At 55.8% G+C, this 25,421-nt stretch carries 21 protein-coding genes; 10 read left to right on the top strand and 11 right to left on the bottom strand.

The window, feature by feature from the left end; genetic code table 11:
* Positions 1 to 377: 377 nt before the first annotated feature.
* From F384_RS00220 to folA, 9 genes are all read left to right on the top strand, one after another.
* Positions 378 to 1,151, top strand: coding sequence for an electron transfer flavoprotein FixA (locus F384_RS00220; protein WP_046475347.1), 774 nt, complete (start codon positions 378 to 380; stop codon positions 1,149 to 1,151).
* Positions 1,152 to 1,163: 12 nt separating this feature from the next.
* Positions 1,164 to 2,105, top strand: a complete 942-nt coding sequence (locus F384_RS00225) for an electron transfer flavoprotein subunit alpha/FixB family protein (RefSeq protein WP_046475350.1) — start codon at positions 1,164 to 1,166, stop codon at positions 2,103 to 2,105.
* Between the two features lie 22 nt (positions 2,106 to 2,127).
* Complete coding sequence (locus tag F384_RS00230) at positions 2,128 to 3,414, top strand: FAD-dependent oxidoreductase (RefSeq protein WP_046475353.1); 1,287 nt, start codon at positions 2,128 to 2,130, stop codon at positions 3,412 to 3,414.
* Positions 3,411 to 3,698: a ferredoxin-like protein FixX gene (gene fixX, locus F384_RS00235; RefSeq protein ID WP_046475357.1), complete on the top strand. Its 288-nt coding sequence runs from the start codon at positions 3,411 to 3,413 to the stop codon at positions 3,696 to 3,698. The genes F384_RS00230 and fixX overlap by 4 nt, the downstream gene beginning before the upstream one ends.
* A 359-nt stretch (positions 3,699 to 4,057) precedes the next feature.
* Entirely contained in the window at positions 4,058 to 5,389 is a 1,332-nt protein-coding gene (locus F384_RS00240; RefSeq protein WP_046475360.1) for an MFS transporter, read from the top strand.
* A gap of 102 nt (positions 5,390 to 5,491) precedes the next feature.
* A complete protein-coding gene (locus F384_RS00245) occupies positions 5,492 to 5,725 on the top strand; it encodes a YgdI/YgdR family lipoprotein (protein WP_042323934.1) in 234 nt (77 codons plus the stop codon).
* Between the two features lie 103 nt (positions 5,726 to 5,828).
* Positions 5,829 to 6,359: a glutathione-regulated potassium-efflux system oxidoreductase KefF gene (gene kefF, locus F384_RS00250; protein ID WP_046475363.1), complete on the top strand. Its 531-nt coding sequence runs from the start codon at positions 5,829 to 5,831 to the stop codon at positions 6,357 to 6,359.
* Positions 6,352 to 8,214 carry a glutathione-regulated potassium-efflux system protein KefC gene (kefC, locus tag F384_RS00255; protein ID WP_046475364.1) on the top strand — a complete coding sequence of 621 codons (1,863 nt, stop codon included), beginning with the start codon at positions 6,352 to 6,354 and terminating at the stop codon, positions 8,212 to 8,214. Before kefF ends, kefC begins: the two co-directional genes overlap by 8 nt.
* A gap of 198 nt (positions 8,215 to 8,412) precedes the next feature.
* Complete coding sequence (gene folA / locus F384_RS00260) at positions 8,413 to 8,892, top strand: type 3 dihydrofolate reductase (protein WP_042323929.1); 480 nt, start codon at positions 8,413 to 8,415, stop codon at positions 8,890 to 8,892.
* A 179-nt stretch (positions 8,893 to 9,071) separates the two neighbouring features.
* Here the strand turns inward: folA and apaH are convergent, their stop codons facing one another.
* Genes apaH through lptD form a run of 6 tightly spaced genes read right to left on the bottom strand, consistent with a single transcriptional unit; the run spans position 9,072 to position 15,812 of the window.
* Positions 9,072 to 9,920 (bottom strand): bis(5'-nucleosyl)-tetraphosphatase (symmetrical) ApaH, encoded by an 849-nt coding sequence (gene apaH / locus F384_RS00265; RefSeq protein WP_046475367.1) that lies wholly within the window; start codon positions 9,918 to 9,920, stop codon positions 9,072 to 9,074.
* Positions 9,921 to 9,930: 10 nt separating this feature from the next.
* Positions 9,931 to 10,308, bottom strand: coding sequence for a Co2+/Mg2+ efflux protein ApaG (apaG, locus tag F384_RS00270; protein ID WP_046475370.1), 378 nt, complete (start codon positions 10,306 to 10,308; stop codon positions 9,931 to 9,933).
* Positions 10,309 to 10,310: 2 nt separating this feature from the next.
* Positions 10,311 to 11,132 (bottom strand): 16S rRNA (adenine(1518)-N(6)/adenine(1519)-N(6))-dimethyltransferase RsmA, encoded by an 822-nt coding sequence (gene rsmA / locus F384_RS00275; RefSeq protein WP_046475372.1) that lies wholly within the window; start codon positions 11,130 to 11,132, stop codon positions 10,311 to 10,313.
* Positions 11,129 to 12,118: a 4-hydroxythreonine-4-phosphate dehydrogenase PdxA gene (gene pdxA, locus F384_RS00280; RefSeq protein ID WP_046475375.1), complete on the bottom strand. Its 990-nt coding sequence runs from the start codon at positions 12,116 to 12,118 to the stop codon at positions 11,129 to 11,131. The genes rsmA and pdxA overlap by 4 nt, the downstream gene beginning before the upstream one ends.
* On the bottom strand, positions 12,118 to 13,404 hold the full coding sequence (surA, locus tag F384_RS00285) for a peptidylprolyl isomerase SurA (protein ID WP_046475377.1): 1,287 nt from the start codon (positions 13,402 to 13,404) through the stop codon (positions 12,118 to 12,120). Before surA ends, pdxA begins: the two co-directional genes overlap by 1 nt.
* Before the next feature lie 53 nt (positions 13,405 to 13,457).
* Complete coding sequence (gene lptD / locus F384_RS00290) at positions 13,458 to 15,812, bottom strand: LPS assembly protein LptD (protein ID WP_046475380.1); 2,355 nt, start codon at positions 15,810 to 15,812, stop codon at positions 13,458 to 13,460.
* Positions 15,813 to 16,067: 255 nt separating this feature from the next.
* On the opposite strand from lptD, the gene djlA reads away from it, so the two are divergent.
* Entirely contained in the window at positions 16,068 to 16,883 is an 816-nt protein-coding gene (gene djlA / locus F384_RS00295) for a co-chaperone DjlA (RefSeq protein WP_046475383.1), read from the top strand.
* A gap of 91 nt (positions 16,884 to 16,974) precedes the next feature.
* Here the strand turns inward: djlA and rluA are convergent, their stop codons facing one another.
* The 5 genes from rluA to araA form a co-directional block, all read right to left on the bottom strand.
* On the bottom strand, positions 16,975 to 17,634 hold the full coding sequence (rluA, locus tag F384_RS00300) for a bifunctional tRNA pseudouridine(32) synthase/23S rRNA pseudouridine(746) synthase RluA (RefSeq protein ID WP_046475384.1): 660 nt from the start codon (positions 17,632 to 17,634) through the stop codon (positions 16,975 to 16,977).
* An 11-nt stretch (positions 17,635 to 17,645) separates the two neighbouring features.
* The gene (gene rapA, locus F384_RS00305) at positions 17,646 to 20,552 is read right to left on the bottom strand and encodes an RNA polymerase-associated protein RapA (RefSeq protein ID WP_046475387.1); all 2,907 of its coding nucleotides are present in this window, start codon (positions 20,550 to 20,552) and stop codon (positions 17,646 to 17,648) included.
* A gap of 134 nt (positions 20,553 to 20,686) precedes the next feature.
* On the bottom strand, positions 20,687 to 23,038 hold the full coding sequence (gene polB / locus F384_RS00310; protein ID WP_046475390.1) for a DNA polymerase II: 2,352 nt from the start codon (positions 23,036 to 23,038) through the stop codon (positions 20,687 to 20,689).
* An 84-nt stretch (positions 23,039 to 23,122) separates the two neighbouring features.
* The gene (araD, locus tag F384_RS00315; protein ID WP_046475393.1) at positions 23,123 to 23,818 is read right to left on the bottom strand and encodes an L-ribulose-5-phosphate 4-epimerase; all 696 of its coding nucleotides are present in this window, start codon (positions 23,816 to 23,818) and stop codon (positions 23,123 to 23,125) included.
* A 100-nt stretch (positions 23,819 to 23,918) separates the two neighbouring features.
* Positions 23,919 to 25,421 (bottom strand): L-arabinose isomerase, encoded by a 1,503-nt coding sequence (araA, locus tag F384_RS00320; protein ID WP_046475396.1) that lies wholly within the window; start codon positions 25,419 to 25,421, stop codon positions 23,919 to 23,921.

Consider the following 25,421-nt stretch of genomic DNA (forward strand, 5'->3'; position numbering starts at 1 on the left):
ACGCGTTGGCAAGTAACTCATAATGGGTATTCATTTTGCGGCATTCTGTAACGTTCGTCACACTTCTGGGTTGGGGCATTTTGGGGCTGGTATTTCTTTAAAGTTAATATAAATCATGGTGTTAACTTTATAATTGTTCGGTTTTACACCGTTTGGCTTTCAATATTGGTGATCTGCCAGGCAATATTGAAAATCTTTCTTTTTGACGCCGAGTTTCAATATTGGTGAGGCGCTTAACAATATTGAAAGTTGCGAATATCAGTGTGTGACATTTTCAATATTGGTGATTATGGTTTTATTTCCGAATTAAAGAGCGTGATATCTGTATTTAACACCGCCGATATAAATACGTTTCCTTCATGATATCTGGAGATGCAATGAAGATAATTACTTGCTACAAGTGTGTACCTGATGAACAGGATATTGTCGTCAATCACGCAGATGGTTCATTAGATTTCAGCAAAGCCGATGGCAAAATCAGCCAGTACGATCTGAATGCGATTGAAGCGGCCTGCCAGCTGAAACAGCAGGTCAGCGATGCGCAGGTGATCGCCCTGAGCGTGGGAGGCAAAGCGTTAACCAACGCGAAAGGGCGTAAGGATGTCCTCTCCCGCGGTCCGGATGAACTGGTGGTGGTCATTGACGACCAGTTCGAACAGGCGCTGCCACAGCAGACTGCTGCGGCGCTGGCCGCTGCGGCACAAAAGTCGGGATTTGACCTGATTATCTGCGGCGACGGCTCTTCCGATCTCTACGCACAGCAGGTCGGCCTGCTGGTGGGGGAAACACTGAACATTCCCGCCATCAACGGCGTGAGCAAAATCCTCTCCCTGACGGAAAGCACGCTGACCGTCGAACGTGAACTGGAAGATGAAATTGAAACGCTGAGCATTCCGCTTCCGGCGGTCGTGGCCGTCTCCACTGACATTAACTCCCCACAAATTCCGTCCATGAAAGCCATTCTGGGGGCGGCGAAAAAACCGGTTCAGGTCTGGTCGGCGGCCGATATTGGCTTCAGCGGCGGGGACGCGTGGTCCACACAAACGGTGGCCGCGCCAAAACAACGTGAGCGCCAGCGCATTGTGATTGAAGGCGATGGTGAAGATCAGATTGCTGCGTTTGCCGATAGTCTGCGCAAAATCATTAATTAAGAAGGGGATGTTATGAGCAAGTTTTCCAGCGTCTGGGTATTCAGCGATACCGCGTCTCGTCTGCCGGAACTGATGAGCGGCGCGCAGATTTTAGGTGAGCAGGTTAACGCATTTGTGCAAAGCGCCGAGGAGGCGACCACCGCCATTCAGTTGGGCGCGCATCACGTCTGGCAACTGGGCGGCAAGCCGGACGATCGCATGGTGGAAGATTATGCGCACGTGATGGCACAGACCGTTCGTCAGCAGGGCGATTCTGGCCTCGTGCTGCTGCCCAACACGCGTCGCGGCAAGTTGCTGGCGGCAAAACTGGGCTATCGCCTTGCGGCAGCGGTCTCTAATGACGCCAGCGCGGTGACGCAGCAGGATGGCCGGGCGACGGTCAAACATATGGTGTATGGCGGTCTGGCGATGGGCGAAGAGACGCTCGCTACGCCGTTTGCGGTACTGACGCTCAGCAGCGGCACCTTTGACGCGCAGCAGTTGGATGCCACACGCAGCGGCGAGACGCACAGCGTGGCATGGCAGGCGCCGGAGATTACCGTCACGCGTACCGCCACCCAACCACGTAAAAGTAACAGCGTCGATCTCGATAAAGCCCGACTGGTGGTCAGCGTCGGACGCGGTATAGGCAGCAAAGAGAATATCTCACTGGCGCAAGCGCTGTGCCAGGCCATTGGCGCAGAACTGGCCTGTTCGCGCCCGGTCGCCGAAAACGAGAAGTGGATGGAGCATGAGCGCTACGTCGGGATCTCGAACCTGATGCTCAAGCCGGAACTGTACCTGGCGGTGGGGATCTCCGGGCAGATCCAGCACATGGTGGGGGCGAACGGCGCGCAGACCATTTTTGCCATCAACAAAGACAAAAATGCGCCGATCTTTCAGTATGCGGATTACGGCATTGTCGGCGACGCGCTGAAGATCCTGCCCGCGCTGACGACCGCACTGGCACGCTAATCCATTCAGGCAGGGAGTACGTATGTCCGAAGATATCTTTGATGCCATTATCGTGGGCGCAGGGCTCGCCGGTTCCGTCGCGGCCCTGGTGCTCGCCCGTGAAGGGGCCCAGGTGTTGGTTATCGAGCGCGGAAATTCCGCTGGCGCGAAGAATGTCACCGGTGGGCGCATTTACGCCCACAGTCTGGAGCGCATTATTCCGGGCTTTGCTGAGCAGGCCCCTGTTGAGCGGGTCATTACCCACGAAAAGCTTGCCTTTATGACTGATACCGGGGCGATGAGCGTGGACTATCTCAACGGCGAAAAGGCAGGCCCGTCGCAGGTCTCTTATTCGGTGTTGCGCAGTAAATTTGACGCCTGGCTGATGGAGCAGGCGGAAGAGGCGGGCGCGCAGTTGATCACCGGGATCCGCGTCGATAACGTCGTTCAGCGCGATGGCAAAGTCGTTGGCGTGGAGGCGGACGGCGACATCATTGAATCCAGAGTGGTCATCCTCGCCGATGGCGTCAACTCCCTGCTGGCGGAAAAACTGGGGATGGCGAAACGCGTTGAGGCCGCACATGTGGCGGTCGGCGTGAAAGAGCTGATCGAACTGCCGAAGTCGGTAATTGACGATCGTTTCCAGTTGCAGGGTAACGAAGGGGCGGCCTGTCTGTTCGCCGGATCGTCCACGGATGGTCTGATGGGCGGTGGTTTTCTCTATACCAACGAAAACAGCCTGTCACTGGGGCTGGTGTGCGGTCTTCATCACCTGAAAGAGGCGAAAAAATCCGTCCCGCAAATGCTGGAAGATTTCAAACAGCATCCGGCCGTTGCGCCGCTGATCGCCGGTGGCAAGCTGGTGGAGTACGCCGCGCACGTGGTGCCGGAAGCGGGGATGAACATGCAGCCTGAACTGGTGGGCGACGGCGTGCTGATTGCCGGCGACGCGGCGGGCATGTGTATGAACCTCGGCTTCACGATTCGCGGGATGGATCTCGCGGTGGCGGCGGGCGAAGCGGCGGCGAAAACGGTGCTCTCCGCTATGCAAAGCAACGACTTTAGCCGTCAGGGGCTGGCGGAGTATCGCCAGCATCTCGACAACGGTCCGATGCGTGATATGCGCATGTACCAGCGGCTGCCCGCGTTCCTCGATAACCCGCGCATGTTTACCCGTTATCCGGAAATGGTCGTCGGTATCGCACGCGAGCTCTTTACCGTCGATGGCAGTGCGCCGGTGCCGATGCGTAAGAAGATCCTGCGTCATGCGAAGAAGGTGGGCTTCATCAACCTGATGAAGGATGGCATTAAAGGAGTGACCGTATTATGACTTCTCCCGTCAACGTGGACGTTAAGCTTGGCGTCAACAAATTCAATGTCGATGAAGAGCATCCGCACATCATCATGAAGGTGGCACCGGACAAACAGGTGCTGGAGGTGCTGATCAAGGCGTGTCCGGCCGGGTTATACAAAAAGCAGGATGATGGCAGCGTGCGCTTTGACTACGCCGGATGTCTGGAGTGCGGCACTTGTCGGATCCTGGGACTTGATACGGCGCTGGAGAAGTGGGAGTACCCGCGCGGTACCTTCGGCGTGGAGTTCCGTTTCGGTTAAACCCGGTGCCGGATGGCGGCTTCGCCTTATCCGGCCTACAGGGGATTATGTAGGCCTGATAAGTGCAGCGTCATCAGGCAGTTTGCCGGATGGCGGCACAAGGCCTTATCCGGCCTACGGGGGATTATGTAGGCCTGATAAGTGCAGCGTCATCAGGCAGTTTGCCGGATGACGGCACAAGGCCTTACCCGGCCTACGGGGAATTATGTAGGCCGGATAAGCGCAGTGTCATCAGGCAGTTTGCCGGATGACGGCACAAGGCCTTATCCGACCTACGGGGGATTATGTAGGCCTGATAAGCGTAGCGCCATCAGGCAGTTAAGCACTAATAGCCGAATGTCGGCAAACAGGACATCGCCATGCAACAGCCCAGGAACTTTGATGATATTCAGTTCTCCTCTATTCACCGCAGGATCATGCTGTGGGGAAGCGGTGGCCCGTTTCTGGACGGTTATGTGCTGGTGATGATTGGCGTTGCGCTGGAACAGCTCACGCCAGCGCTGAAGCTGGATGCCGACTGGATTGGTTTGCTGGGCGCGGGAACGCTGGCCGGGCTGTTTGTCGGTACTTCTTTGTTTGGTTATATCTCGGATAAAGTGGGGCGGCGCAAAATGTTTCTCATCGATATCATCGCCATTGGGGTGATATCGGTGGCGACCATGTTTGTCTCGTCGCCGGTTGAGCTGCTGGTGATGCGGGTGCTGATTGGGGTCGTGATTGGCGCGGATTATCCCATTGCCACCTCAATGATCACCGAGTTTTCCAGTACGCGCCAACGCGCCTTCTCGATCAGTTTTATTGCGGCGATGTGGTATGTCGGCGCGACCTGCGCCGATCTGGTGGGGTACTGGCTGTATGATGTCGAAGGCGGCTGGCGCTGGATGCTCGGAAGCGCGGCGATCCCCTGTATTCTGATTCTGATCGGTCGTTTCGATCTGCCCGAGTCCCCGCGCTGGCTGTTGCGCAAAGGGCGGGTTAAAGAGTGCGAAGCGATGATGATCAAGCTGTTTGGCGAGCCGGTGGCATTCGATGAGGACACGTCGCAGGAGACGCGTTTTTTGCAACTGTTTAATCGTCGCCACTTTCCGTTCGTGCTGTTTGTCGCGGCGATCTGGACCTGTCAGGTGATCCCCATGTTTGCCATTTATACCTTTGGCCCGCAGATTGTCGGTCTGTTGGGACTGGGTGCCGGGAAAAGCGCAGCGCTGGGAAATGTGGTGATCAGCCTGTTCTTTATGCTGGGCTGTATTCCGCCGATGTTCTGGCTGAACAGCGCGGGGCGGCGACCGCTACTGATTGGCAGTTTCGTGATGATGACGCTGGCGCTGGCGGTGCTGGGATTGATCCCGGAAATGGGCATCTGGCTGGTGGTAACGGCATTCGCGGTATACGCCTTTTTCTCCGGCGGTCCGGGTAATCTACAGTGGCTCTATCCCAATGAACTGTTCCCGACCGATATTCGCGCCTCCGCCGTGGGGGTGATCATGTCGTTGAGCCGCATTGGCACCATTCTCTCCACCTGGGCGTTGCCTATCTTCATTACTAAATACGGTATCAGCCAGGTGATGCTGATGGGGGCGGGGATTTCGTTGGTCGGGCTGCTGGTCTCCATTGCCTTTGCGCCAGAAACGCGCGGCCTGACGCTTGCTCAGACCAGTACGATGACGATTCGCAGGAAACCGTTGTCTTAAGGTGAACCTTCAGAGTGTTCTGTATTTGCCCTCAGCCTCAGTCAGTGCGTCTACAGTTAATGGGTATATCACTGAAAATGACTGAAAAGCAGGGAGAACACCATGCAAAAGAAACTGTTGATCGCTTCCATTTTTGCCGCAGCAACCGTCTTCACCGTCGCCGGCTGCTCGTCGAACCAGGCTGTGCGTACGACCGATGGTCGAACCATTGTCACCGACGGTAAACCGCAGGTGGACGATGACACGGGTCTGGTCTCCTATAAAAACGCGGAAACCGGCCAGACGGAGCAAATTAACCGCGATCAGGTGAAAAATATGAGCGAGCTGGATAACTAGTTCAGTTTTCTCCATTTGTCTGCTCAATAATATTCACTATTAGCCTGTTGGATTACTGACTACACTCTCTTATAAAACAGAGTGGTAAAATAACAGGCTTATCATGATTCTCATCATTTATGCGCATCCCTATCCGCAGCATTCGCATGCGAATAAACGGATGCTTGAGCAGGCAAGGACGCTGGAAGGCGTCGAGGTTCGTTCGCTCTATCAACTCTATCCTGACTTCAATATCGATATCGCTGCGGAACAAGAGGCGCTTTCTCGCGCTGACCTGATCGTCTGGCAGCATCCCATGCAGTGGTACAGCGTTCCCCCCTTACTTAAACTGTGGATGGATAAAGTGCTTTCCCACGGCTGGGCCTATGGCCACGGCGGGACAGCGCTGCGCGGTAAACCCGTGATGTGGGCGGTGACCACCGGCGGCGGCGATAATCACTTCGATATCGGTTCGCACCCAGGCTTTGACGTGCTCTCACAACCGCTCCAGGCGACGGCGATTTACTGCGGACTCAACTGGCTTCCACCGTTTGCGATGCACTGTACGTTTATCTGCGATGACGAAACGCTGCAGGCGCAGGCACGTCATTACAAGCAACGACTGATGGAATGGCAGGAGGCGCACAATGGATAGCCATACGCTCATACAGGCGCTGATTTATCTTGGGTCAGCGGCGCTGATCGTGCCGATTGCCGTCCGGCTGGGCTTAGGCTCGGTGCTGGGTTATCTCATTGCGGGCTGCATCATCGGCCCCTGGGGGTTGCGTCTGGTAACGGATGCCGAGTCTATTCTGCACTTTGCCGAAATCGGCGTGGTGCTGATGCTGTTCGTCATTGGCCTGGAACTCGATCCTCAGCGGTTATGGAAACTGCGCGCCTCAGTGTTTGGCGGCGGCGCGCTACAGATGGTGGTCTGCGGTGGCCTGATTGGTCTGTTCTGTATGTTCCTCGGCCTGCGCTGGCAGGTGGCGGAACTGATTGGTATGACGCTGGCGCTCTCCTCCACGGCGATAGCCATGCAGGCGATGAATGAGCGCAACCTGACCGTTTCGCAGATGGGGCGTAGCGCCTTTGCCGTGCTGCTGTTCCAGGATATCGCGGCGATTCCACTGGTGGCGATGATCCCGCTACTGGCGACCAGCGGGGCGTCAACCACGCTCGGAGCGTTCGCGCTGTCGGCACTGAAGGTCGCTGGCGCGCTGGTGCTGGTGGTGCTGCTGGGGCGCTATGTGACCCGTCCGGCGCTGCGTTTTGTTGCGCGTTCTGGCCTGCGCGAAGTGTTCAGCGCCGTCGCGCTGTTTCTGGTTTTTGGCTTCGGGCTGTTGCTTGAAGAAGTGGGGCTGTCGATGGCGATGGGGGCATTCCTGGCTGGCGTATTGCTGGCAAGCTCCGAGTATCGCCACGCGCTGGAAAGCGATATCGAACCGTTCAAAGGGTTGCTGCTGGGGCTGTTTTTCATCGGCGTCGGCATGTCTATCGATTTTGGGACGCTTATCGATAATCCGCTACGTATCATTATTCTGCTGGTCGGCTTCCTGGTGATTAAAACCGGAATGCTGTGGCTGATTGCCCGTCCTTTACAGGTGCCGAATAAACAGCGGCGCTGGTTTGCGGTACTGCTCGGACAGGGCAGTGAGTTCGCGTTTGTGGTCTTTGGCGCGGCGCAGATGGCGAATGTGCTCGATCCGCAATGGGCGAAGGCGCTGACGCTGGCGGTCGCGCTGTCGATGGCGGCGACGCCGATTTTCTTAGTCATCCTCACGCGAATGGAGAAATCAGCCGCGGGTGAGGAACGGGAAGCCGATGAAATTGATGAAGAGCAGCCGCGGGTGATTATTGCCGGATTTGGGCGCTTCGGACAGATCACCGGCCGTTTGCTGCTCTCCAGCGGGGTGAAGATGGTCGTTCTCGATCATGATCCAGACCACATCGAGACGCTGCGTAAATTCGGCATGAAGGTGTTCTACGGTGACGCAACCCGAATGGATCTGCTGGAGTCCGCCGGGGCGGCGAAAGCGGAAGTGCTGATCAACGCCATTGACGATCCACAAACCAGCCTGGAGTTGACGGAGATGGTAAAAGACCATTTCCCGAACCTGCAAATTATTGCGCGAGCGCGCGATGTCGATCATTACATTCGTCTGCGCCAGGCGGGTGTGGATCAACCGGAGCGTGAAACGTTTGAAGGCGCACTCAAAACCGGGCGTCTGGCGCTGGAAAGCCTCGGGCTTGGCCGTTATGAAGCGCGTGAACGCGCTGACCTGTTCCGCCGTTTTAATACGCAAATGGTGGAAGAGATGGCGAAGGGTGAGGACGACGCGACCTCCCGGGCGGCGGTCTATAAACGTACCAGCGCGATGCTGAGCGAAATCATCACCGAGGATCGCGAACATCTGTCGTTAATTCAGCGTCATGGCTGGCAGGGAACCGACGAAGGCAAGCACACGGGAGACGTTGCCGATGAGCCGGAAGTTAAACCGTCAACCTGAGTCAAAAATGTGATGTACTGCAAACTTTACTGTTAACCGATTGTTTTTGCGCTACTGTAATGCCGGGAGTCCACTGCGAAGTCGTGGACTCGCCAGCAGATCGGAAAATTTTCGTGCTCTTCTTCTGTTCGTTAGTCGACGAAAGATTGCTCTTTCCGTATAGTGGCGACAATTTTTTTTGCTTCCGGGAAATATTCAATGATCAGTCTGATTGCTGCGTTAGCGGTAGATCGCGTTATTGGCATGGAAAACGCCATGCCGTGGAATCTACCTGCTGATCTCGCCTGGTTTAAACGTAATACGTTAAATAAACCTGTCGTTATGGGACGCCATACCTGGGAATCCATCGGCCGACCGTTGCCGGGACGTAAGAACATCGTCATCAGCAGCCAGCCGGGTACTGACGATCGCGTGCAGTGGGTGAAATCGGTTGATGAAGCGATTGCGGCCTGTGGTGATGCGCCAGAAATTATGGTGATTGGCGGAGGACGTGTGTACGAGCAGTTCCTGCCAAAAGCGCAGAAACTGTATCTGACGCACATCGACGCGGAAGTGGAAGGGGATACGCATTTCCCTGACTACGAGCCGGACGACTGGGAATCGGTGTTCAGTGAGTTTCACGATGCTGACGGACAGAACTCGCACAGCTATTGCTTCGAAATTCTGGAACGTCGCTAAGCGATGAGGGCCGGATGGCGGCGTGACGCCTTATCCGACCTGCAAAACCAGCCCGTAGGCCTGATAAGCGTAGCGCCATCAGGCAAGCATCCAGCCGGATGGCGGCGTGAATGTCTTATCCGGCCTACAAAGCCAACCCGTAGGCCTGATAAGCGCAGCGTCATCAGGCATTAATACCCTCAGGCGCTAACCGCCTCACCGTCATCCAGATCCATCTGTCGGTTTGACGGCTGAACAAAGTACTGCTTATCTTCCCAGCGCAGGCAGGTTAAATTCCCTCCCCAGCAGCAGCCGGTATCCAGCGCATAGATCCCGTCCGGCGTCCCTTTTCCTTCCAGAGAAGCCCAGTGACCAAACGCGATGCTGTAGGCCTCGCTGACCGGCCCGGGAATGGCAAACCACGGTTTCAATGGCGCCGGGACATCCTCCGGGGACTCTTTGCTGTACATATCCAGCTGTCCGTTCGGGAAGCAGTAACGCATCCGGGTAAAGGCATTGGTGATAAAGCGCAGACGCGCCAGCCCGGTCAGTTCCGGCGTCCAGTTATTCGGCATGTCGCCATACATGGCATCGAGGAAGAAAGGGTAAGAGTCGCTCGACAGCACCGCTTCAACATCGCGTGCGCACTCTTTGGCGGTCTGCAAATCCCACTGCGGCGTGATACCCGCATGCGCCATCACCAGCTTCTTCTCTTCGTCTATCTGCAACAGCGGTTGACGGCGTAGCCAGTTGAGCAGTTCGTCCGCATCCGACGCTTCCAGCAGCAGGCTCAGACGGTCTTTCGGTTTGTTGCGACTGATACCGGCGAAAACCGCCAGCAGATGCAGATCGTGGTTGCCCAGCACCAGGCGCACACAGTCGCCGAGTGATTTCACATAGCGCAGCACGTCCAGTGAGCCGGGGCCACGGGCGACCAGGTCGCCCGTCAGCCACAGGGTATCGCTTTCAGGGGTAAAATTAACTTGTTGCAGCAAGGCGATCAGTTCATCGTAGCAACCGTGAACGTCGCCAATAAGGTATGTTGCCATCGCTATTGTTTTAGTGAATGAGAGTGGAAACGGCGAGTCGGAAAACCGGAATATCGATGGTAAAGGCGACGCCGTTCTCATCAATCATTTCGTAATGACCCTGCATGGTGCCCAGCGGCGTTTCGATAACGGCGCCGCTGGTGTACTGGTACTCTTCGCCAGGTTCAATGTGCGGCTGAACGCCGACCACACCTTCTCCCTGGACTTCAGTTTCTCGGCCATGACCGTTGGTTATCAACCAATAGCGTCCCAGCAGTTGCACGGGCGCTCGCCCCAAATTGCGGATGGTTACGGTGTAGGCAAAAACGTAACGTTCATCATCAGGTGAGGATTGCGCCTCAATATAGACGCTCTGGACCTGAATACACACTCGGGGCGAATTGATCATGCTTAACTCTCCTTCGATGGCGCATTTTCTGACAGATAGTTCGCCATCTGGCAGTACTGCGCGACAGAGATATTTTCCGCTCGCATTGCCGGGTCAATACCCAGTTCCGTTAAGACCTCGACGCTGAACAGATTGCCGAGGCTATTACGAATCGTTTTACGACGCTGGTTGAACGCTTCTGTGGTAATGCGGCTCAACAGGCGAATATCTTTTACCGGGTAGGGCATCGTGGTGTGCGGCACCAGGCGCACCACGGCGGAATCCACTTTTGGCGGCGGTGTAAAGGCGGATGGCGGCACTTCAAGCACCGGGATCACGTTGCAATAATATTGCGCCATCACACTTAAGCGACCATACGCCTTACGGTTTGGTCCTGCAACCAGACGATTCACCACCTCTTTCTGCAACATAAAGTGCATATCGGCGATGGCATCAGTATAGCTAAACAGGTGGAACATCAGCGGTGTAGAGATGTTATAGGGCAGGTTGCCGAACACGCGTAGCGGTTGTCCCATCTTTTCAGACAACTCGCCAAAATTCATGGTCATGGCGTCCTGCTGATAGATGGTCAGCTTGGGGCCCAGGAAGGGATGTGTTTGCAGACGCGCGGCCAGATCGCGGTCAAGTTCAATGACCGTCAACGCATCCAGACGTTCGCCAACCGGCTCCGTCAGCGCAGCCAGACCGGGGCCGATTTCGACCATCGCCTGACCCTTTTGCGGGTTAATGGCGGAGACAATACTGTCGATCACAAACTGATCGTTGAGGAAGTTTTGCCCGAAGCGTTTACGGGCTAAGTGGCCCTGATGGACTCGATTATTCATTGGGTATTAACAATCATTTTGATGGCGAGATTAAGCGCCGTAATAAAACTGCCGACATCAGCTTCACCCCGACCCGCCAGTTCAAGCGCGGTGCCGTGATCAACCGAGGTACGAATAAAGGGCAGGCCCAGCGTGATATTCACGCCACGACCAAATCCCTGGTATTTTAGCACGGGGAGACCCTGATCGTGGTACATTGCCAACACCGCATCGGCATGTTGCAGATATTTAGCCTGAAACAGCGTGTCGGCCGGAAGCGGACCCACCAATTTCATCCCCTGCGCGCGTAGCGTGTCGAGCACCGGAATGATCGTGTCATTCTCCTCGCTGCCCATATGCCCCCCTTCACCGGCATGTGGGTTCAGACCACAGACCAACACGCGCGGATCGTCCACACCAAATTTGGTGCGCAGATCGTGATGCAAAATGCCAATCACTTCATGCAGCAGCGCGGGGGTAATCGCGTCAGCGACGTCGCGCAGCGGCAGATGGGTGGTCGCCAGCGCCACGCGTAACTCCTCGGTCGCCAGCATCATCACCACTTTTTTCGCCTGCGCGCGTTCTTCAAAAAACTCGGTGTGACCAGTGAAAGGCACGCCCGCGTCGTTGATAACGCCTTTATGCACGGGACCCGTAATCAGCGCGGCAAATTCACCCTGCAAACAGCCGTCACAGGCGCGAGCCAGCGTTTGCACCACATACTCGCCATTCTCCACGGCTAGCTGTCCAGGAAAGACAGGCGCACGAAGCGCGACCGGTAACAGCGTGAGCGTGCCGGCAGCCTGCGGTTTGGCAGGGTTTTGTGGGGAGTAGGGGAGTAGCGTGAGGGGGAGACCGAGCATTGCCGCCCGGTCGACCAGTACCGTGGCGTCAGCACAGACCACCAGTTCAACGGGCCAGTCGCGCTGGGCAAGTTGAACGACGAGATCCGGACCAATCCCGGCGGGCTCGCCGGGAGTGATCGCGACACGTTGAGTAACGGCCATTAATTGCTCAGGATTTTAACGTAAGCGCTGGCGCGCTGTTCCTGCATCCAGGTTGCGGCTTCTTCCGAGAACTTCCTGTTCATCAGCATACGGTAAGCCCTGTCTTTCTGCGCGGCGTCGGTTTTATCAACGTTACGCGTATCCAGCAGTTCGATCAGGTGCCAGCCGAAGGAGGAGTGCACGGGGGCGCTCATCTGGCCTTTGTTCATGCGGGTTAACGCATCGCGGAAGGCCGGATCGAAAATATCCGCTGCCGCCCAGCCCAGATCGCCGCCCTGGTTAGCAGAGCCCGGATCCTGAGAGAACTCTTTCGCTGCGGCAGCAAAGGTGGTTTTACCGCTCTTGATATCTGCCGCGATCTGCTCAAGCTTCAGACGCGCCTGCTGATCGGTCATGATCGGCGACGGCTTCAGCAGAATATGACGAGCATGCACTTCGGTCACGGAGATGCTCTGGCTCTGGCCGCGCAAATCGTTCACTTTCAGGATATGGAAACCGACACCGGAACGAATCGGGCCAATAATGTCGCCTTTCTTCGCGGTGCTCAGCGCCTGGGCAAAAATGCCCGGCAGTTCCTGAATACGCCCCCACCCCATCTGGCCGCCTTTCAGCGCCTGTTGGTCAGCCGAGTAGGTGATCGCCAGTTTGCCAAAGTCGCTGCCGTTACGGGCCTGATCCACAATGGAACGCGCCTGAGATTCTGCGTCGTTCACCTGATCAGACGTTGGATTTTCCGGCAGTGGGATCAGGATGTGGCTCAGGTTCAGCTCCGTGCTGGCATCATTTTGATTGCCAACCTGCTGCGCCAGCGCATCGACTTCCTGCGGCAGGATCGTCACGCGGCGGCGCACTTCGTTGTTACGCACTTCAGAGATAGTCATCTCTTTACGGATCTGATTACGATAGGTTGAGTAGCTCAGACCATCGTAAGCCAGACGGCTGCGCATCTGATCCAGCGTCATGTTATTCTGTTTAGCGATATTGGCAATCGCCTGATCAAGCTGTTCATCAGAGATTTTTACGCCCATCTTCTGACCCATTTGCAGGACAATCTGATCCATGATCAGACGTTCCAGGATCTGATGACGCAGCGTCGCGTCGTCCGGAAGTTGTTGACCTGCCTGGTTGGCGTTCAGTTTGACAGACTGCATCAGGCCATCAACGTCGCTTTCCAGTACGACACCGTTATTTACGACGGCTGCGACTTTATCGACTACCTGTGGGGCAGCGAAACTGGTATTCGCGATCATGGCGATACCGAGAAGCAGCGTTTTCCAGTTCTTCATACTTTTTCCATTTCAATTAACCGCACTGCGGATTACGTGGTAAATCAATCAGATCACAAAGAGTTTTGATATGGCAAAATGTTGGAACGCAACATCTCGCTCGTGCCGAGACCATAGTTGGAGCTCAGACCACGAAGTTCGATGTTAAAGCCAATCACGTTGTCATATATCGCGTGTTCTTTATCGCTATCCCAACCGTTCAGCTTACGCTCGTACCCGACGCGGATTGCATAACAGCAGGAGTTGTACTGCACGCCCAACATCTGGTCGGCAGGTTTATTCACATTCGTATCAAAATAATATGCGCCAACAATGGACCAGCGGTCAGCAATTGGCCAACTGGCGACGGTACCTATCTGGCTGATCCCGTTTTTGTACTGTTCCGCCGTAGAATATCTCGCTGGCAATGTCGCCTGAATATACTCCGGGCTGGCGTAACGGTAGTTCAACTGAACCAGACGGTCTTCATCGCGACGGTATTCAAGACTGGAGCTGCTGGTGGCGACGCTATCCAGACGGGTGTCGTACTGAATGCCGCCACGCAGACCCCATCGATCCGATATACGCCAGTAGGTATCTCCAGCCCACACCAGCGAGCCGGTTTGGTCATCGTTCTCCCATTTAATGTTGTCATCGCCAGTGCGAGACTCCGTGAAATAGTAGATTTGACCAACAGAAACGTTAAAACGTTCAACCGCAGCGTCATCATAAACGCGAGATGTGACGCCGGTCGTGACCTGGTTGGCGGAAGCAATGCGGTCCAGACCGCCATAAGTACGATCGCGGAACAGGCCGGTATAGTCAGATTGCAGCAGGGAAGAGTCATAGTTGTAAATGCCGCTCTGGTCGCGATATGGCACGTACAGGTACTGCGCGCGCGGCTCCAGCGTCTGGGTATAACCCGGCGCGAGCATATTCATATCACGTTCAAACACCATCTTACCGTCGACTTTAAACTGCGGCATCACGCGGTTGGCGGAATCATCCAACTGGTTTGTGTAAATGCTGTTATACCAGTCCAGATTGGTCTGCTGATAATGGGTCGCCAGCAGTTTCGCTTCGGTGTTGATGCTGCCCCACTGGTTCGACAGCGGCAGACTGACGGTCGGCTCCAGGTGCAGACGCGTCGCTTCCGGCATGTTGTCTCTGGTATTTACAAAGTGCACGGCCTGACCGTAAATACGGGTATCAAACGGCCCCAGATCGTTCTGGTAGAAGTTGACGTCTAACTGCGGTTCAGCGGAGTAGCTGCTGGTGCTCTGATCGCTGAATACCTGGAACTGCTTGGTTGAGACCGTGGCGTCAAAGTTCTGCACCACGTAGCCAACGCTGAATTTCTGCGTGGCGTAACCGTCGGTACTGGAACCGTACTTGTTATCGAAATCATTAAAGTAACTGGAGTCACTGACCTTGGTGTAGTTGACGTTGAAGCGCCACACCTGATCCATTACCCCTGAGTGTTGCCAGAAGAATAACCAGCGGCGTGAATTGCTATCGTTCGGATGTTCATCGTCATAGACGCGGTCGGAATTCAGATAGTCGAATTCCATTATGCCAGCGCCTGCCCGGCTCAGGTACCGGAATTCGTTCTCCCACATCACGCCGCCGCGGCGGTGCATATAGTGTGGCGTCAGGGTCGCATCCATGTTAGGTGCGATGTTCCAGTAATACGGCAGATAGAACTCAAAATAGTTCTTTGTGGTGTACTTGGCATTGGGGATCAGGAAACCGGAGCGGCGTTTATCCCCCACCGGCAACTGCAAATACGGACTGTAAAAGATCGGAACCGGACCCAGCTTAAAGCGGGCGTTCCAGATTTCCGCGACCTGTTCTTCGCGGTCGTGAATCACTTCGCTACCGACGACGCTCCAGGTATCAGAACCCGGCAGACAGGAGGTGAAGCTCCCGTTCTCAAGAATGGTATAGCGGTTCTCGCCGCGCTGTTTCATCAGGTCGGCTTTACCCCGGCCCTGACGGCCCACCATCTGGTAGTCACCTTCCCAGACGTTGGTGTCTTTGGTATTCAGGTTCGCCCAGCCTTTCGGTCCTTTCAGGATAACCTGGTTGTCATCATAATGGACGTTGCCGAGCGCATCGACGGTACGCACGGGCTCAGGCTGACCCTGAGCCTCTTTCTGATGAAGTTGCACCTCATCGGCCTGCAGACGACTGTTGCCCTGCATGATGTCCACATTGCCGGTAAACACCGCGTCATCGGGATAATTCCCTTTCGCGTGATCGGCATTAATTGTGACGGGGAGTTCATTTGTCTCGCCCTGCACCAGAGGACGGTCATAGCTTGGCACGCCTAACATACATTGTGAGGCGAGACTGGCTGCCAGACCCTGTTGACTGTAAAGGGCAGTGGCAATCATGGTGGCCAGGAGGGTGGGAATACGTTTTTTCATACGTTGTATTTTATTGTTCCATCATCAGTAGCGTCGCGCGTGACAAACCGCCACAGCCTAACTTACTCATGTTCGTAGCGCTAGTGTTAATCCTGCCGCTATAGCGTCTGTGGTGTTAGTCACGGCTGTGAATGACAGGTATGATAATGCAAATTATAGGCGATGTCCCACAATTGACCGTAGGCGTAAGATCGTAAAAAGCCGCTTATTTTGTGGGACCTGGCCTCACCGGGAGTGAGACAAATTGGGGAGTCTATGCAGTACTGGGGAAAAATAATTGGCGTGGCCATGGCTCTGCTCATGGGCGGCGGCTTTTGGGGCGTGGTTCTGGGGCTGTTGATCGGTCACATGTTCGACAAGGCCCGCAGCCGAAAAATGGCGTGGTTTGCCAACCAGCGTGAGCGTCAGGCGCTGTTTTTTGCCACCACCTTTGAGGTGATGGGGCACTTAACGAAATCGAAAGGGCGCGTCACCGAAGCGGATATCCATGTCGCTAATGTATTGATGGACCGGATGAATTTGCACGGTGAATCGCGATCGGCTGCGCAAAATGCGTTCCGCATCGGAAAATCAGATAATTACCCGTTACGTGAAAAAATGCGCCAGTTTCGTAGCGTCTGTTTTGGTCGCTTTGATCTTATTCGCATGTTTCTCGAAATTCAGATTCAGGCGGCCTTTGCCGACGGGTCGCTGCATCCCAACGAGCGAGAAGTGCTGTACGTGATTGCCGAAGAGTTGGGCATTTCCCGTACTCAGTTCGATCAGTTCCTGCGAATGATGCAGGGGGGCGCGCAGTTTGGCGGCGGCTATCAGCAGCAGTCCGGCGGCGGTGGCTGGCAGCAGGCGCAGCGTGGCCCGACGCTGGAAGACGCCTGCAACGTACTGGGGGTTAAACCCACCGACGATGCGACCACCATCAAACGCGCTTACCGTAAACAGATGAGCGAGCACCATCCGGATAAGCTGGTGGCGAAAGGTCTGCCACCTGAAATGATGGAGATGGCGAAGCAAAAAGCGCAGGAAATTCAGAAGGCATACGAGCTGATCAAAGAACAGAAAGGTTTTAAATAATGGTTTTGCCGGATGGCGACGCAACGCGTCTTATCCGGCCTACCAAGCCCGGGCGTAGGCCTGATAAGCGTAGCGCCATCAGGCATTATTGTTAAAAATCCGCCGGTGCTTTAAACGTCATGCTGTTGCCGTACGCGGGGTGGGTGATGGTCAGCATCTCGGCATGCAGTTGCAGTCGGGGGGCCACCGCCAGCGCGTCGGCTGACGCATAAAAGCGGTCACCGAGAATCGGATGACCTAACGCCAGCATATGGACACGCAGTTGATGCGAACGTCCGGTGATGGGCTTCAACACCACTCGCGCGGTGTTATCTGCCGCAAACTCCACCACTTCATATTCGGTCTGCGCCGCTTTGCCGGTTTCATAGCACACTTTCTGTTTCGGGCGATTCGGCCAGTCGCAGATCAGCGGTAAATCCACCAGTCCCTCTGCGGGAGCGGGATGTCCCCATACCCGCGCCACATACTGTTTTTTCGGCTCGCGCTCGCGAAACTGACGCTTCAACTCCCGCTCTGCCGCTTTGGTGAGGGCCACGACAATCACACCGCTGGTCGCCATATCCAGACGATGCACAGATTCTGCCTGCGGATAGTCGCGCTGAATACGCGTCATCACGCTGTCTTTATGTTCTTCAAGACGCCCCGGCACGGACAACAGGCCGCTCGGCTTGTTGACCACCATAATGTGCTCATCCTGATACAGGATAACCAACCAGGGATCCTGCGGCGGATTGTAGTTTTCCATCGCCATAGTCGACTCCGTTACTGATGCGTGACGACGATAAGACGCAGCGCATCCAGACGCCATCCCGCCTGATTCAGGCTTTCCAGCACCTGCTGACGGTTGCTTTCAATCGCCGCGAGTTCGTCATCACGTATGTTCGGGTTGACGGCGCGCAGCGCTTCCAGACGAGACAGTTCGCCAGACAGTTTTTCATCCGCTTCATTACGCGCAGCGTCAATCAGGGCGCGGGCAGACTTCTCAACCTGCGCCTCACCCAGTTGCAGAATCGCATGAACATCCTGCTGCACCGCGTTAACCAGTTTGCTACCGGTGTGGCGGTTAACGGCGCTCAACTGGCGGTTGAAGGTTTCAAACTCCACCTGTGCGGCGAGATTATTGCCGTTTTTATCCAGCAGCATGCGTATCGGCGTCGGCGGCAGGAAGCGGTTAAGCTGAAGCTGTTTCGGTGCCTGGGCTTCCACAACGTATACCAGTTCCAGCAGCAGCGTTCCAACCGGCAAGGCTTTGTTCTTCAGCAACGAAATGGTGCTGCTGCCGGTATCACCGGAGAGGATCAGATCCAGACCGTTACGAATCAGGGGGTGTTCCCAGGTAATAAACTGGGCATCTTCACGCGACAGCGCCACGTCACGTTCAAAGGTAATGGTGCAGCCGTCTTCCGGCAGGCCCGGAAAATCCGGGACCAGCATGTGATCGGACGGGGTGAGCACAATCAGGTTTTCGCCGCGATCGTCCTGATTAATCCCCACGATATCAAACAGGTTCATGGCAAAGGCAATAAGGCTGGTGTCGTCATCCTGCTCTTCAATGCTTTCAGCCAGTTGCTGCGCCTTTTCGCCACCGTTGGAATGGATCTCCAGCAGGCGGTCACGGCCCTGCTCCAGTTGCGACTTCAGCGCTTCATGCTGTTCGCGACAGGTTTTGATCAGCTCATCAAAGCCGTCGGTCTCTTCGGGTGCCGCCAGATAGTTGATCAGGTTGCTGTAGACCGTGTCATAGATGGCGCGACCGGTCGGGCAGGTATGTTCGAACGCATCCAGGCCTTCGTGATACCAGCGAACCAGCACCGACTGGGCGGTTTTCTCTAAATACGGGACATGGATTTGGATATCGTGCGCCTGACCAATACGGTCGAGACGGCCAATACGCTGCTCCAGCAGGTCCGGGTTGAACGGCAGGTCGAACATCACCAGGTTGCTGGCAAACTGGAAGTTACGCCCTTCCGAGCCGATTTCTGAACACAACAGCACCTGCGCGCCGCTGTCCTCTTCACCAAACCAGGCGGCGGCGCGGTCGCGTTCGATAATCGACATGCCTTCATGGAAGACGGCGGCGCGGATACCTTCACGTTCACGCAGCACTTGCTCCAGTTGCAGGGCGGTTGTCGCTTTCGCGCAGATCACCAGCACTTTCTGCGAGCGATGGCTGGTCAGGTAGCCCATCAGCCACTCAACGCGCGGGTCGAAGTTCCACCATGTGCCGGTATCACCTTCAAATTCCTGATAAATCTGTTCCGGATAGAGCATATCGCGCGCTCTGTCTTCGGCGTTTTTGCGGGCACCCATGATGCCGGACACTTTAATGGCAGTCTGATACTGCGTCGGCAGCGGCAGCTTAATGGTGTGCAGTTCGCGTTTCGGGAAGCCCTTCACGCCATTACGGGTGTTGCGGAACAGCACGCGGCTGGTGCCGTGGCGGTCCATCAGCATGGAGACCAGTTCCTGACGCGCGTTCTGCGCGCCGTCGCGGTCGCTATTCGCGGTTTGCAGCAGCGGCTCTATATCCTGCTCGCCGATCAGTTCACCCAGCATGTTGAGTTCTTCATTGCTGAGTTTGTTACCGGCCAGCAGCATGGCGACGGCGTCGGCAACCGGACGATAGTTTTTCTGCTCTTCAACAAATTGCGCGAAATCGTGGAAACGGTTGGGATCCAGCAGGCGCAGACGCGCAAAGTGGCTTTCCATACCCAGTTGTTCCGGGGTGGCGGTCAGCAACAGTACGCCTGGCACACGTTCCGCCAGTTGTTCAATCGCCAGATACTCGCGACTCGGTGCCTCTTCGCTCCAGACAAGGTGGTGGGCTTCATCGACAACCAGCAGGTCCCACTCGGCATCACACAGATGTTCCAGGCGCTGTTTGTTGCGGCGGGCGAAATCCAGTGAGCAGATAACCAGTTGTTCGGTTTCAAACGGGTTTAGCGCGTCGTGCTGTGCTTCGGCGTAGCGCTCGTCGTCAAACAGGGCGAAATGCAGATTAAAACGGCGCAGCATTTCGACCAGCCACTGATGCTGTAAGGTTTCCGGCACAATAATCAGCACGCGTTCTGCCGCGCCGGAAAGCAGTTGTTGATGCAGGATCATCCCGGCTTCAATGGTTTTCCCCAGCCCCACTTCATCCGCCAGCAGCACGCGCGGTGCATGACGACGACCCACGTCGTGGGCGATGTTTAACTGGTGAGGGATCAGACTGGTGCGCTGTCCGCGCAGGCCGCTCCACGGCATACGGTACTGTTCGCTCTGAAATTTACGCGCGCGATAGCGCAGCGCAAACCGGTCCATGCGGTCAATCTGACCGGCAAACAGACGATCCTGCGGTTTACTGAACGTCAGCTTACTGTCGAGCAGAACCTCACGCAGCGTCACGCCGGTTTCTTCGGTATCAAGACGGGTACCAATGTAGGCAAGCAAACCGTTTTCTTCTTTTACTTCATCGATTTGCAGTTGCCAGCCTTCATGACTGGTAATGGTATCGCCAGGGTTGAACATCACGCGGGTCACGGGGGAGTCACTGCGCGCATACAGACGGTTTTCGCCAGTGGAGGGAAAAAGCAAAGTGACGGTGCGCGCATCCATGGCGACGACGGTTCCAAGTCCCAGTTCGCTTTCTGTATCGCTGATCCAGCGTTGACCAAGTGTAAAAGGCATATTTGTTCGGCTCTATTTCTTTAATTGCAGGCAATAATCACCCTCTGCCAGGGAGATGCTATGGCAGAACGGTAAATTGGGTCCAGGAATGGAAAGGGCGCTATGGTAATGGATGGCGATGGATTCGTCACGCGTCAAAATAACCCTAATTGGCCTGTCAGTAGTGTAGCAAAGTTATCATCAATAAAGGGAAGAATTCCTTCCGCGACGGGCTGAAGCTGGCGCGTCAGGTAATGTTCATAATCCAGCGGCGAGTGTTGATAATCCTTTGGCTCCGGGCCATTCAACGTCCAGACATAGTGGATAGTGCCTCGGTTCTGGTACTGCGCCGGACGTCCCCGCTTCTGGTTTTCTTCGTCAGCCAGTCTGGCGGCGCGCACGTGCGGCGGAACGTTACGCTGATATTCGCTCAACGGTCGACGCAGGCGCTTGCGATAGACCAGACGATCGTCCAGTTCGCCTGCCATCAGTCGATCAATGGTGTCGCGAACGTAATCCTGATACGGTTCGTTACGAAAAACGCGCAGATACAACTCCTGCTGGAACTGTTGCGCCAGCGGCGTCCAGTCGGTGCGCACGGTTTCCAGACCTTTAAACACCATCCGCTGGCGCTCTCCTTCCTGAATCAGGCCCGCATAGCGTTTTTTGCTGCCGGTATCCGCCCCACGGATGGTGGGCATCAGAAAGCGGCAGAAATGCGTTTCATACTCCAGTTCCAGCGCGCTGGTGAGATTCTTCTCTTGTAGTGACTGCGTCCACCAGGCGTTGACATGTTCCACTAACGCGCGGCCAATCTTCGCCGCGTCCTCTTCCGTGTGGGCGCGTTTCAGCCAGACGAAGGTGGAATCGGTGTCACCATAAATCACGTCATACCCCTGGGCTTCAATGAGCGCTTTGGTCTGGCGCATGATCGCATGACCACGCATGGTGATCGACGAGGCCAGGCGGGGATCGAAGAAGCGGCAGGCCGTCGTGCCGAGCACACCGTAAAAGGCGTTCATGATGATCTTCAGCGCCTGAGAAAGTGGTTTGTTGCCGTGCCGTTTGGCGTCGTCGCGACCGTGCCAGATATTCGTCACGATCTCCGGCAGGCAGTGCTTTTCCCGCGAGAACCAGGCGTCGAGGAATCCTTCAGTGCTGTGTTCGGGATCCGGATGTGCCATCCCTTCCACCAGACCGACGGGGTCTATCAAAAAGGTGCGAATGATCGAGGGGTACAGGCTTTTATAGTCCAGCACCAGCACGGAGTCATACAAACCGGGACGCGAATCCATCACGTAACCGCCGGGACTGGCGTGAGGCGGGACTTCACCGAGGTTCGGCGCAACGTACCCGACGCGGTGCATGCGCGGAAAATAGAGGTGGCCGAATGCGGCGACTGAACCGCCGTGACGATCGACCGGTAATCCGTTAACCGTGGCACGTTCTAACAGGAACGGCACAATCTCGGTTTTATGAAAGATTCGCGTCACCAGCTCACAATCTTTCAGGTTATACGTAGCGAGGGCGGGTTTATCCTCGGCAAAACGTCTGTCGATCTCATCCATGCGATCCCACGGATTATCGATTGATTTGCCCTCTCCGAGCAGTTCCTGCGAAACGGTCTCCAGCGAAAACGACGAGAAATTCCAGAAGGCAGACTTCAGCGCCTCAATGCCGTCAATAATCAGCCGACCTTTGGCCTGGGCGAAAAAAACGCCATTTTTAAAACCGTGTTCACGCCATTCGATTTCGCTGTTATCGCGGCCAAAACGCAGCGGGATACGGTAGCGCTCAGCATGTTTTTGCAACACGCGCAGGTCGAACTGCACCAGATTCCAGCCGATGATGAGGTCGGGATCGTGGCGGGCAATCCACTCGTTCAGCTTTTCCAATAGTTGTGGGCGGCTGTTGACGTACTCAAGCTGGAAATCGAGCGCTGACGCCTCGCCATTTTCGGGGCCGAGCATATAGACAACGCGCTGCCCGCAGCCTTCAAGCCCAATGCAGTACAGCTCGCCGTGGCGGGTGGTCTCAATATCCAGAGAAAGCCACTTGAGCGGCGGGCGATAGTCGGGATGGGGTTTTAATCGCGCGTTAACGATAGCGCCGTTGCGCGCCTCACCTTCGACCCACACCGGCGAGGTGATAAAGCGCTCCATCAGATAGCGCTCCGGCGGGCGAACATCGCCTTCATAAACCGTCACGCCGTTCTCACGCAACAGCTTTTCCAGACGCATCAACTGGCGGTGCGAGCGACAGTAAAGACCCGAAACCGGCTGACGATGAAAATCTTTGAGGTCGAGCGGCGTCAGGCGGTAGCCATTTTCAGTGCGTAATAGCGACGTGGCGCGGGCGGTAAGCGCGGTGGGGATAAACGCAACGGATTCCTGCGGCGCAAGCGTAACCTGCAAAGGCCCGCTGTCTGTTGCCAGCCAGAAGGAAACTTCTGTTCCCTGCGACGTATCCCGCCAGTGCCGGGTTAAGATAAAACCTGCCTGCGCCACGCTGTTTATCCATCAAAAAAACCAGGCATGATTATAGCCTGGTTCAACGTGTTTTGCTGGGGTTTTATACAGTTATTGGTGCTGCTACTGCCCGTAATAGGCTTTAGCCCCGTGCTTGCGCAGGTAATGCTTGTCCAGCAGCGTTTGCTGCATGTCCGGTAGCTGCGGCGCGAGCTGGCGGCAAAAAATGCCCATATAGGCGACCTCTTCTAAGACGATGGCGTTATGCACGGCGTCTTCGGCATTTTTTCCCCACGCGAAGGGGCCGTGTGAATGCACCAGCACCCCAGGCATCTGTGCGGCATCGATGCCCTGTTTTGCAAAAGTTTCGACAATCACGTTGCCGGTTTCCCACTCATATTCGCCGTTGATTTCGCTGTCGGTCATTTTGCGGGTGCAGGGAATTGAGCCATAGAAATAGTCGGCGTGCGTCGTCCCCGTTGCCGGAATGGGCTGTCCGGCCTGCGCCCAGATGGTCGCGTGGCGCGAATGGGTATGCACGATACCGCCAATAGTGGGAAAAGCCTGGTACAGCAGGCGGTGCGTCGGCGTATCGGACGACGGCTTTTTCTTGCCTTCAACCACTTCCCCTGTCGTGATGCTGACAACCACCATATCTTCTGCGGTCATCACGCTGTAATCGACGCCGGAAGGTTTGATAACAAAGACGCCGCGCTCGCGATCGACCGCGCTGACGTTCCCCCAGGTGAGGGTGACCAGGTTGTGCGTTGGCAGCGCCAGATTCGCTTCCAGCACCTGACGTTTGAGATCTTCTAGCATGTTTTTCTCCCTGCCTGATGACAGCGTAAACGCCTTATCAGGCCTACGCAGAGAGGTAGGCCTGATAAGGCGTTTACGCTGTCATCAGGCAACCATTCGCTTAACGTTTAAAGCCGTAATACACCTCGTTCCAGCGCAGCGCGTCTTTGAAGGCGGGCAGGCGGGTGTCGTTATCAATCACGGTGATTTCGATATCGTGCATTTCGGCGAACTGACGCATGTCGTTCAGATCCAGCGCATGACTGAAGACGGTATGGTGCGCGCCGCCGGCCAGGATCCACGCTTCAGACGCGGTCGGTAGATCCGGCTGCGCTTTCCACAGCGCGTTCGCGACAGGCAGTTTTGGCAGCGCGTGCGGGGTCTTCACGGTATCGATGCTGTTGACCAGCAGACGGTAGCGATCGCCCAGATCGATCAGGCTGGCAACGATCGCCGGACCGGTTTGGGTGTTGAAGATCAGGCGAGCCGGGGCGTCTTTACCGCCAATGCCGAGATGCTGAACATCGAGGATCGGTTTGTCTTCCACGGCGATCGTCGGGCAGACTTCCAGCATATGGGAGCCGAGTACCAGATCGTTGCCTTTTTCGAAGTGATAGGTGTAATCCTCCATAAAAGAGGTGCCGCCCTGCAGACCGGTTGACATCACCTTCATGATGCGAAGCAGAGCGGCGGTTTTCCAGTCGCCTTCGCCAGCAAAGCCATAGCCCTGCTGCATCAGACGCTGTACGGCCAGACCCGGAAGCTGTTTCAGACCGTGCAAATCTTCAAAGGTGGTAGTAAACGCGTGGAAGCCGCCCTGTTCCAGAAAGCGCTTCATGCCTAACTCGATCCGCGCCGCTTCCAGTACGTTCTGGCGTTTTTCGCCGTGAACCTGAGTGGCGGCGGTCAGGGTATAGCTGCTTTCGTATTCATCAATCAGGGCGTTGATGTCACCGTCGCTGATGGAATTGACCACCTGTACCAGATCGCCGACCGCCCAGGTGTTGACCGAGAAGCCGAACTTGATCTGCGCAGCGACTTTATCGCCATCGGTGACCGCCACTTCACGCATGTTATCGCCAAAGCGGCAGACTTTCAGATGACGGGTATCCTGTTTCGATACCGCATGACGCATCCAGGAACCGATGCGCTGTTGCGCCTGCGCGTCCTGCCAGTGACCGGTGACTACCGCGTGCTGTTGACGCATACGCGCGCCGATGAAGCCAAACTCACGACCGCCGTGCGCGGTCTGGTTCAGGTTCATAAAGTCCATATCGATGCTGTCCCACGGCAGGGCGGCATTGAACTGGGTGTGGAATTGCAGCAGTGGCTTGTTGAGTGTCGTCAGGCCGTTGATCCACATTTTGGCCGGAGAGAAGGTATGCAGCCAGACCACCAGACCCGCACAGCGTTCGTCATAGTTTGCGTCACGGCAAATGGCGGTGATCTCATCCGGTGTGGTCCCCAGCGGTTTTAATACCAGCTTGCAGGGCAGTTTGGCTTCGCTATTCAGCGCTTTGACGACGTGTTCAGCGTGCTGAGTCACCTGACGCAGCGTCTCAGGGCCGTACAAATGCTGGCTGCCAATTACAAACCACACTTCATAGTTATCAAAAATAGTCAT

This window comes from Citrobacter amalonaticus Y19 (assembly GCF_000981805.1).
Classification (GTDB): domain Bacteria; phylum Pseudomonadota; class Gammaproteobacteria; order Enterobacterales; family Enterobacteriaceae; genus Citrobacter_A; species Citrobacter_A amalonaticus_C.

Bases quoted from the DNA above. Each gene is read 5' to 3' on its own strand.
- folA (WP_042323929.1), top strand. From the start codon at position 8,413: ATGATCAGTCTGATTGCTGCGTTAGCGGTAGATCGCGTTATTGGCATG.
- kefF (WP_046475363.1), top strand. From the start codon at position 5,829: ATGATTCTCATCATTTATGCGCATCCCTATCCGCAGCATTCGCATGCG.
- apaG (WP_046475370.1), bottom strand. From the start codon at position 10,308: ATGATCAATTCGCCCCGAGTGTGTATTCAGGTCCAGAGCGTCTATATT.
- rsmA (WP_046475372.1), bottom strand. From the start codon at position 11,132: ATGAATAATCGAGTCCATCAGGGCCACTTAGCCCGTAAACGCTTCGGG.
- apaH (WP_046475367.1), bottom strand. From the start codon at position 9,920: ATGGCAACATACCTTATTGGCGACGTTCACGGTTGCTACGATGAACTG.
- pdxA (WP_046475375.1), bottom strand. From the start codon at position 12,118: ATGGCCGTTACTCAACGTGTCGCGATCACTCCCGGCGAGCCCGCCGGG.
- F384_RS00245 (WP_042323934.1), top strand. From the start codon at position 5,492: ATGCAAAAGAAACTGTTGATCGCTTCCATTTTTGCCGCAGCAACCGTC.
- araD (WP_046475393.1), bottom strand. From the start codon at position 23,818: ATGCTAGAAGATCTCAAACGTCAGGTGCTGGAAGCGAATCTGGCGCTG.
- fixX (WP_046475357.1), top strand. From the start codon at position 3,411: ATGACTTCTCCCGTCAACGTGGACGTTAAGCTTGGCGTCAACAAATTC.
- kefC (WP_046475364.1), top strand. From the start codon at position 6,352: ATGGATAGCCATACGCTCATACAGGCGCTGATTTATCTTGGGTCAGCG.
- djlA (WP_046475383.1), top strand. From the start codon at position 16,068: ATGCAGTACTGGGGAAAAATAATTGGCGTGGCCATGGCTCTGCTCATG.
- F384_RS00220 (WP_046475347.1), top strand. From the start codon at position 378: ATGAAGATAATTACTTGCTACAAGTGTGTACCTGATGAACAGGATATT.
- F384_RS00225 (WP_046475350.1), top strand. From the start codon at position 1,164: ATGAGCAAGTTTTCCAGCGTCTGGGTATTCAGCGATACCGCGTCTCGT.
- F384_RS00230 (WP_046475353.1), top strand. From the start codon at position 2,128: ATGTCCGAAGATATCTTTGATGCCATTATCGTGGGCGCAGGGCTCGCC.
- lptD (WP_046475380.1), bottom strand. From the start codon at position 15,812: ATGAAAAAACGTATTCCCACCCTCCTGGCCACCATGATTGCCACTGCC.
- F384_RS00240 (WP_046475360.1), top strand. From the start codon at position 4,058: ATGCAACAGCCCAGGAACTTTGATGATATTCAGTTCTCCTCTATTCAC.
- rluA (WP_046475384.1), bottom strand. From the start codon at position 17,634: ATGGCGATGGAAAACTACAATCCGCCGCAGGATCCCTGGTTGGTTATC.
- surA (WP_046475377.1), bottom strand. From the start codon at position 13,404: ATGAAGAACTGGAAAACGCTGCTTCTCGGTATCGCCATGATCGCGAAT.
- araA (WP_046475396.1), bottom strand. From the start codon at position 25,421: ATGACTATTTTTGATAACTATGAAGTGTGGTTTGTAATTGGCAGCCAG.
- rapA (WP_046475387.1), bottom strand. From the start codon at position 20,552: ATGCCTTTTACACTTGGTCAACGCTGGATCAGCGATACAGAAAGCGAA.